6 protein-coding genes are annotated in these 5,879 nt (G+C 54.3%); all 6 read left to right on the plus strand.

What is annotated here, in order from left to right:
- The coding region (locus Q0362_RS08390) for an aspartate-semialdehyde dehydrogenase (RefSeq protein ID WP_298122492.1) at positions 1-636 on the plus strand (636 nt) is incomplete at its 5' end.
- A 120-nt stretch (positions 637-756) separates the two neighbouring features.
- A complete protein-coding gene (locus Q0362_RS08395; protein ID WP_298122494.1) occupies positions 757-2,232 on the plus strand; it encodes a malate:quinone oxidoreductase in 1,476 nt (491 codons plus the stop codon).
- Between the two features lie 47 nt (positions 2,233-2,279).
- On the plus strand, positions 2,280-3,482 hold the full coding sequence (locus Q0362_RS08400; protein ID WP_298122495.1) for a sensor histidine kinase: 1,203 nt from the start codon (positions 2,280-2,282) through the stop codon (positions 3,480-3,482).
- Positions 3,475-4,572: a hypothetical protein gene (locus Q0362_RS08405; protein WP_298122496.1), complete on the plus strand. Its 1,098-nt coding sequence runs from the start codon at positions 3,475-3,477 to the stop codon at positions 4,570-4,572. The genes Q0362_RS08400 and Q0362_RS08405 overlap by 8 nt, the downstream gene beginning before the upstream one ends.
- Positions 4,562-5,218, plus strand: coding sequence for a DNA-binding response regulator (locus Q0362_RS08410; RefSeq protein WP_298122499.1), 657 nt, complete (start codon positions 4,562-4,564; stop codon positions 5,216-5,218). Before Q0362_RS08405 ends, Q0362_RS08410 begins: the two co-directional genes overlap by 11 nt.
- A partial coding sequence (locus Q0362_RS08415; RefSeq protein WP_298122501.1) for a thymidine kinase occupies positions 5,218-5,879 on the plus strand: 662 nt, incomplete at its 3' end. The genes Q0362_RS08410 and Q0362_RS08415, both read left to right, overlap by 1 nt.

A 5,879-nucleotide genomic window follows, 5' to 3' on the forward strand; every position in this document is an offset into this window, starting at 1 on the left:
GCACTCAAGGTTCTCCACGCTGAGGCTGGTCTTGAGCGCATGGCCGTGACCACCTTCCAGGCAGTGTCTGGTTCTGGTCTTGCTGGTGCTGAAGAACTTGCTAACCAGATTCGTGCCGCCGTTGATCAAGGAAACATTGAAGATCTCGTTCACAACGGGTCAGCAGTTAACTTCCCCGCACCGGTGAAGTATGTGAAGACCATTGCCTTCGACGTTGTTCCTCTTGCAGGTTCGATTGTGGAAGATGGTCTTAACGAAACTGATGAAGAGAAGAAGCTGCGCAACGAGAGCCGCAAGATTCTCGAAATCCCAGGTCTCTTGGTTTCAGGTCTCTGTGTTCGCGTTCCTGTGTTCACCGGTCACTCACTGTCCATCAATGCTGAATTCGGCAAGGCAATCTCTCCTGAGCGCGCTCGCGAACTGCTCGCAAACGCTCCTGGAGTTCAGCTGGAAGATGTTCCCACGCCTCTCCAGGCCGCCGGTGCTGACCCCAGTTTCGTTGGTCGTATTCGCAGCGACGAGACCGTTGATGGCGGCCGTGGACTGGCTCTGTTCGTCAGCAACGACAACCTGCGCAAGGGTGCTGCCCTCAATGCAGTGCAGATCGCTGAGCTGATTGCAGCTGACCGCGCCTAAGTAATTCGTTCCTTTGTCGAAGGCCATCAGGATGTGTTCCTGGTGGCCTTCCTCATTGCTCCCGGTAGGTGGGAATGAGGACAGCAGTAGTGGAGGCACTTCACGCGTAAACTGGCGGATGTGAATGCAAAGACGGTTGATGTTGCCCTGATTGGTGGCGGAATCATGAGCGCGACTCTCGGCGCTTTGATTAAGCAATTGCAACCCGACTGGAGCATCCAGGTTTATGAACGCCTTGGTGAGGTCGCTCAGGAAAGCTCGAACCCCTGGAACAACGCAGGTACGGGTCACGCAGGTCTGTGTGAACTGAACTACATGCCCGAAGCAGCTGACGGTTCCGTCGAAGCTTCTAAGGCAGTTGCTATCAACGAGCAGTTCCAGGTTTCGCTTCAGTTCTGGGCATACATGGTTGCAGCCAAGATGCTCGATGCTCCCACCAGCTTTATCAATTCCACCCCACACATGACTTTCGTCTGGGGCGAGGCCAACGTGGAATACCTGCGCAAGCGTTTCGCTGTGCTCAAGGATGAGCCACTGTTCGCCGGCATGGAGTACTCCGAAGACCCCAAGGTCATTGCCAAGTGGACTCCCTTGCTCATGGATGGTCGCACCGGCAACGAGCCCATCGCAGCAACCCGCATTACTGCCGGTACTGACGTGGACTACGGATCTTTGACCCAGCAGTTGCTCAACTACGTCACCAGTAACGGTGGCAAGCTGCGCATTGGAACCCAGGTCACCGGGCTCAAGAAGTTACACAACGGTCACTGGAAGCTCAACCTTCGTGACTCGGTCGGCAACACCCCACACACCATCACTGCGAAGTTTGTCTTTGTCGGTGCCGGTGGTGGCGCACTGTCGCTGCTGCAGAGCGCAGGCATTAAGGAAGCTAAGGGCTTCGGTGGATTCCCCATCTCAGGTCAGTTCCTCCGCACCTCTAACCCTGCACTCGTGGCTCGCCACCAGGCCAAGGTCTATGGCAAGGCTTCCGTGGGAGCACCTCCCATGTCTGTTCCTCACCTCGACACTCGTGTTGTTGATGGCGAGAAGTCACTCTTGTTTGGTCCCTTTGCTGGTTTCACACCCAAGTTCCTCAAGGCAGGTTCCTGGTTTGACCTTCCCGGCTCTATCCGCGTGAACAACATCATGCCGATGCTTGCTGTGGGAGCCACCAACCTAGATCTGCTGAAGTACTTGATCGGTGAAGTTGTGGCCAGCCCACAGAAGAAGCTCGACGCTTTGCGTGAATTCTTCCCTGATGCTCAGCACGAAGACTGGGAACTCATTACAGCCGGTCAGCGCGTTCAGGTGATGAAGAAAGATCCTAAGAAGGTCGGTGTTCTTCAGTTCGGAACTGAGGTCATTGCGGCGGCTGACGGCTCCATCGCTGGTCTTCTGGGTGCTTCACCTGGTGCTTCGGTTTCTGTTCCCGTCATGCTCGATGTTCTTAAGCGATGCTTCCCCACCGAGTTTGCTGGCTGGGAGCCTGAGATCAAGAAGATGATTCCAAGCTTTGGTACTCGCCTCTCTGATAACTCTGCCGTGGCAAAGAAGTCATTTGCCGCCTCGGCGAAGACACTCAAACTCTCCATATAGGGAAGACTGGCCTGAGTTAGACCACATTCTTCAACGGGGGCGATGAGATGCAGTTAGGAATTCCAGCCAAGCTGGCACCTATTCTCTTTGCCCAAGCACTTTCGCGTCTGTTCTTGGTGTACTCCGCTTACTCGGTGATCTTTGCCGAAATCTTGTTAATTTTGGCTGGCTGGCATGAAAACAATGCCTGGGTCATGTGGGCGGGGTTCTTGGTGGGATTCCCTGGCTTTGTGCTCTGGCGCTTGATGTTCACACCGTTGTCGCCCTTGTCTGCTTCGCTCTACATTGTGTTCCTGTCCGCGACCTTGGTGCTGGCAACCTGGGCGGTTCTTGCCACGATGCCGGATGTTGAATCCACTGTGTTCTTGCAGTTCTCTCTGCTGGGCTTCGCGCTGATCACAGCCTGTGGTGTTGCTGCCCGTGCACGAGACCGAGTTTTGTGGGCATCCGTAGGTTTTGTTATGGCAAATCTCTCCCTGTGGTGGGGAGCAGTTCTGGCGGGGAAGCCGTACGAATTCGATCTGCGACTTCTTTTAGGGTTTGGTGTGGTTCTCGCCGCCGTCATTTCCACCCCTTTGCTGTTGCAATCAAACAAGAGATTCCAAATCACCTTTGACCTCAGTGCTGAGTCTGTCGCTTCTGATGCTGAGCGACTCGAGAACACCCGCGCAGTTGCTGCCAGATTGCACGACACCTTGCTGGCAAATCTGGCTGTCATCTCCTCGACAAAGCCGGGTATGTTGCAAGACGATGTCCGCGCGGCAATTGAAGAGCAAATGGCGTTGTTTGAGACCAGTGAGGCGATTCGACAAGTGCCTGTCGACAGCTCTGAAGATGTGAACTCTGCGCAGTTGAAGCAGCTGATGCTCATCATTGCGCAAGCAGAGGCCCGGGGGCTTTCCATCAACTTGGGCGGAACTCCCTCAGCCATAGAAGATTTGACCTCAGAACGTGTCGATGCCCTCACCTCTGCTCTTGCGCAATGTCTGACGAATGTTCACCTTCACTCCGGACAGAACGCAGTCGAAGTGGTCATCCTGGCTGCCGGGGAAAACATCGCTGTCACCGTTATTGATGGTGGTCAGGGATTCAACGTGGAGAGCGTCCCTGAAGATCGTATGGGCCTCAAGCTTTCAGTTCGAGACCGTATCGAGCAATGTGGTGGTCGCGTTCGAGTGTGGTCGAACGAAGGTCAGGGAACCGCTGTGATGTTGCAACTTCCCGTGGGGAAGGAGGACAGCGATGCGTAAACCTGAACGGACAATGCAGCAGCTCGATCCTCTAGCCGCTGGCACAAGCTGGGATGTTGCCGTCCTCTTTAGTTTGGTTATTTGGACATATGCCATGTTCATTTCTATTGTTTCGCTACGGAGCATTGAAAACCTCTCTGTTATGGCCTTAGCACTATCACTATTGACTTGCGCCGTGTCGTTGCATTTGTGGTCTGCAGCTCCAAGCCACGCTCCATATACTCGGCGAAATTACAGCTGGGTTGTCACCTTGTCCATCTCTGCTGGCGCCCTACAAATAGCTTCCAATAGTGCTGGTTACATCACTTTCCTTTCCGAATGGGGTCCCATTGCTGTCGCATTAATTTTTGCTTCGGCAAGTGGGTATCGTTCTTTGCCTGACCAATACTTTGCTGGCCTGGCCGCGGTGTTGACTTTGGTGACCGTATTGATTTTGGATAGTTGGAACCACCCAACCCCTTTTGGCGCGTTCTACTTCGCCGTCTCTGGAGTTGCCCTCTTGGCCATCGTGGTACTAGGACAAGCCAGTTACACATTTAAAGCCAGCCGTATTCTGATGGCCTGGCAGAAGACCGTTAACGAGACGGCCGTTGAACCGGGGCACATCAACGACGTCGATATCGCGGGGCCTCTCACCCGTGAAGCACGGGAACTGTTGGTGAGCTTGCTCTCTTCAGGTCGTGTGAGTGAAGCAGACACTGTGCGTGCAAGAGAACTTGCCGGCACAATCCGCACCGAGTTAGTGCTCCTCTCCGATCAAACCTGGGTTGAACGTTCTGGTTGTGAGCTGCATGACCCGGAGAAGGTGTTGGGAAAGTTTGACCTATCTGCCCAGTCAGCCATTTCTGCCTTGGTCACTGGTCTGGTGGATGCTGGCGTGGAGAAGCTTCAGATCTCTCTGCGAACAGACCCCAACACCACGAGGTTGTCCTGCGTGATTCAAGGAATGGAAACGGCGCAATCTTTCAGCGGTGGAAAGCTCCGCACCCACCTCTCCTCTTTCTTGCGTGTGATGTATGTCGTCTTTGAAGATGTGCGCTTCATCAACAACGATGGTCAAGTGAATGTGATGTTCTACTATGCAAAATAAGCCAGCAGTATCCCTGACAATTTTGGATGACCACGGGTTACTGGTCGATAGCCTCAGCAGTTGGTTTGTGGGTAATGCGCCGGACTTCTCCGTTTCTGTGGCGGAAACTTCGTGGGCAGGGTGTCTGGCTAACACTGATTTCCCGTCAGAGGTTGTGTTGATGGACTACCAATTAGCTGAGCCCGTCTCGATCGAAGCACGTGTGCTCACGTGTAAGGCAGCAGGGTCCACCGTGGTGGTGATGAGCGCTCTGGCAAGCCCAGAACTCAATGAGAGAGTGCTTGCTGCTGGCGCTGATGCTTTCTTTGATAAGTCGACCTCGATGAATGTTGTTGCTGCCCGCATGCGCACTCTGCTCGGCATGGCTCAACTCTCTTCCGAAACCAGCAAATCAGGCGGATCTGGAGCGACTCAACACGCCGAAGAACTGGTCAAACCACGCCTGAGTGCAGGCGAAGAACAGGCGTTTGTCCTGTATTGCCGGGGGTTAGCGACCAAAGAGGTTGCCGAGGCCATGAATGTTCAGTTTGAGACGGCTAAAACGTACCTCAGACGAGTGCGTGAGAAGTACGCTAGAGCAGGTAGACCCGCGTCCCGGCGGGCAGATTTGGTTCGGCGTGCAGCCGAGGATGGATATTTGACCTAATGGCCAAGCTTTATTTCCGTTATGGCGCGATGAACAGTGGCAAGAGCACCGCAATGCTCCAGGCTGCCTACAACTACGAAGAGCGTGGTCACTCTGTCGTTCTGGCAAAACCAGCTATCGACCACAAGGGTGACATGGGCATTCTGTCCCGTGTGGGTATTACCCGTCGCTCTGACTTCGTCATTGCCGAAGAGAGCGACGTCTACGGGCTCTTCCAGCACGAGCGTGAAGAGATCATCCGCAAGACCGGTGCTGACGTGAAGTGCTTCATGGTTGATGAGGCACAGTTCCTCACTGAAGCTCAGGTTGATGACCTGCTTCGTATTGCGCTTCTCGAGGACGTGCCCGTGATGGCGTTCGGCATTCGCACCGACTTCCAGACCGTGGCGTTCCCCGGTTCTCGCCGTCTGCTCGAAATCTCTCACGAGATTGACGAGCTCAAGACCATCTGCCGCTGTGGCAAGAAGGCCATCTTCAACGCTCGTAAATACAACGACCGCTTCATCTTTGATGGCGATCAGGTTGCTATCGATGGTGTTGCCGTGAACTACGAACCTCTCTGTGGTAACTGCTACCTCATCGAGAGCAACGGTGTCCTCAACGCAGGTCGTCGCCAGTGGCCAGTGGCATACTCCTTCGAGCCTGACCCAGACTTCAGCTA

Source organism: uncultured Aurantimicrobium sp. (assembly GCF_936931525.1).
Classification (GTDB): domain Bacteria; phylum Actinomycetota; class Actinomycetes; order Actinomycetales; family Microbacteriaceae; genus Aurantimicrobium.